Here is a 2,609-nt window from a genome sequence, read left to right as displayed (position 1 = left end):
GCAGATAAAAGAAAAAACTTTTGTAGCTTCCGAAAAAACCATAAGAAGATTAATAGGAAATCTCATGGAGAATTTAAGGAAAAGTTACGAGGCGGGATTTGGGTACAGCAAATCTGCTGAAAGACTCAATGAAGTTTTTGTGAATATGGAAACATATGAGCTTGAAAGAGTAGCCAGAACGGAAATAGCAAGTGCCGAAAACTTAGGAATGTATGAAAGTGAAATAGAGTTGGGTGTAGAATATCATAAATGGCGAACTGCAAGAGATAACATAGTAAGGGATTCACACCAAGAATTAGAAGGCGAAATTGTAAGAGTTGGAGAACCTTTTAGTAATGGATTATTATATCCGGGTGACCGAAGTGGAGCATTGGAAGAATTTATAAATTGTTTTGTTGGTGATACATTAGTAACTGCTATTGAAACAAAAAGGATTTTCAGAAGGTTCTATAAAGGTGAGATGATTACTATCACAACTGCCTCTGGCAACAAACTTACCGGAACCCCGAATCACCCAATATTGACTTCTAATGGCTGGATTCCATTGAATCGATTGAATCTTGGAAATAAGGTAATCAGTACAAGAGGCAATATCAGGGGGTCCTTTGTTAATCCAAACAATAATTATATTAAAACCAGAATTGAGGAGATATATGCATCGAGTTCTAAATTGCTTTCTGAAAAAAGGGTTAGTTTTAAAACAGGCGATTTCCATACAGATAGAGGGGGGAGTGAATATATCGATATTATAAATATGGATAGCTTTTTGAGGGATAACACTGATATTGTTTTTTCTCAATTCATTAACAAAATCAGCTTCCCACTTACCAACATATTGGAGGGTTTTTTCTCTGGCATTAGCTCTCATAACCCCTTCTTTAATATCGACAACCCGACCTCTAATAGCGTCATGTGCCTTTTTTACGAGCCTTTGTCTTTCAACCAAAGGAGTTTGAGCCATTCTAATATACATAGATTCAGAACGATTTCTGGTAGGGATATTACTTTCGGAAAGATACCTATAAATAACATTTCTGGAAACATTAAATTGTTTGGCAAGGGCTTTAACAGATTTCCCTTTTTGATACAGCTTTACAATTTCCTGATAAGGCAAAACAATATTGCTGAATTTGGAATTAATAGAGATACCGTTATCAGTGAGTCTTTTCCTGATAACTTTGTGGGTAACACCGTATTTTTTAGCGATAGACTTAACAGAATTCCCATTCCTGTAACAACTGATAATATAATCAATATTGAGAGTAATGATTTCAAGGGACATGTTTACAACCTCCAAACAAAAGATAATATGTATGTATCTAATAATATTATAACACATAATTGCCGATGTACAACCGTCCCGGTGATTTTACCAGAAGGATACACAGCACCAGCATTGCCTTATTTTTATGAAAGCGATTTAGTAAAAGTGGAGGATTTAAAATGAATGAAACAACCATGTATGAAGAAAAGTATTTTATAACCGAATTCAGGGTATATTCCGAATTAGAGGATTATTTAAGAAATCAAAATTATACGGAGGCAAATAATGCATTCGAAAGCAATCGAATTATTGAAGAATATGATGTTTGATGAAGATATGATTAACGGAAATCAGAAACGAAAAGAAAGAAATGAATTGATATTATTTATAATAAGGAAACTCCAGAATGATATGCCAAGACCTGAAAGGAAAATCGAAAATCCAGACTGTCCTAATGGGGTATGTCCAGCGAGGTGATAATGGAAGTTAGATGTATTGATTGTGGGAAATTACTATTCAAAATAACCGACCAAAGATATATTGAAATACCATGCTCAAGACCAAGGTGCAGAAACAAAGGTCAAAGAGAAGTGATGATATATGATATTCAAGAGGAGAAGATAATAGAAAAAAGAAGGGAATTGACAAAGAATAATTTTACTGGTAGAATAATTTTAAGTTAAAAAGGTACTTTCTGGCTGATAAGAAACCATGGGGATTCTTCTAAAGACGTTAGCTACGCTGACAGTTTAAGGATAGGCTGGAAAGTCAAATTGACAATTGAATATTCCGAGGGGATAATCCCAACTCATATTCTTTTCATTTTTTACCTCCTTTACATCAGAGCATCTACGAGAAGCCGGTACAGCTTTCTTGTAGGTGCTCTTTTGTTTTAGGGAAAGGAGAGAAAATGCCATTCGGAAAATGGGAAAATTTCAATGAATGCGTTTTAGATATGGAAAAACAAGGTTACGACAATGAAACAGCAAAAAAGATATGTGGAACTCTGGAAAGAGAATTAAAGAAGAAAGGAGAAAGAGATGTGACTGTAAAAAACCAGAATAAAAAAGACAGTTTGGAAGAACGTTCTAATCGAATCAGGAGAGCTTTCGAAGGTAGCGGAGAAAAAGGTTACGTTGCACAGGTTTTTGATGATGCCGTTATTCTTCATGATTTTGATACTGACAAGTATTTCGAGATAAAATACGTTCTTGATGATGACGGTAAAATAACCAAAGGCGAGCCGAAAGAAGTTGATTTAGTCTATATTCAAAAACGAATTAATGGCAATAGTGCAGAATTAACCGGTCCCATATTTAAAGCAGATGAAAAACAGAGAATAGTT

General features: G+C 34.6%; 5 protein-coding genes. All 5 read left to right on the top strand.

Features of this window, described 5'->3' with window-relative positions; all coding sequences use genetic code 11:
• Nucleotides 1-1,447, top strand: a 1,447-nt coding sequence (locus KO361_06410; protein ID MCC7575196.1) for a hypothetical protein, incomplete at its 5' end; no start/stop codon positions are given.
• A complete protein-coding gene (locus KO361_06405; GenBank protein ID MCC7575195.1) occupies nt 1,444-1,593 on the top strand; it encodes a hypothetical protein in 150 nt (49 codons plus the stop codon). The genes KO361_06410 and KO361_06405, both read left to right, overlap by 4 nt.
• Nucleotides 1,586-1,741 (top strand): hypothetical protein, encoded by a 156-nt coding sequence (locus tag KO361_06400; GenBank protein MCC7575194.1) that lies wholly within the window; start codon nt 1,586-1,588, stop codon nt 1,739-1,741. Before KO361_06405 ends, KO361_06400 begins: the two co-directional genes overlap by 8 nt.
• A gap of 2 nt (nt 1,742-1,743) precedes the next feature.
• A complete protein-coding gene (locus KO361_06395; protein ID MCC7575193.1) occupies nt 1,744-1,947 on the top strand; it encodes a Com family DNA-binding transcriptional regulator in 204 nt (67 codons plus the stop codon).
• A 227-nt stretch (nt 1,948-2,174) separates the two neighbouring features.
• Nucleotides 2,175-2,609, top strand: a 435-nt coding sequence (locus KO361_06390) for a hypothetical protein (protein MCC7575192.1), incomplete at its 3' end; no start/stop codon positions are given.

The organism is Candidatus Woesearchaeota archaeon (genome assembly GCA_020854775.1).
Lineage (GTDB): Archaea > Nanobdellota > Nanobdellia > Woesearchaeales > 21-14-0-10-32-9 > 21-14-0-10-32-9.
Note: the sequence above shows the minus strand (reverse complement) of the source record. Positions and strands in the feature narration are given on the sequence as shown.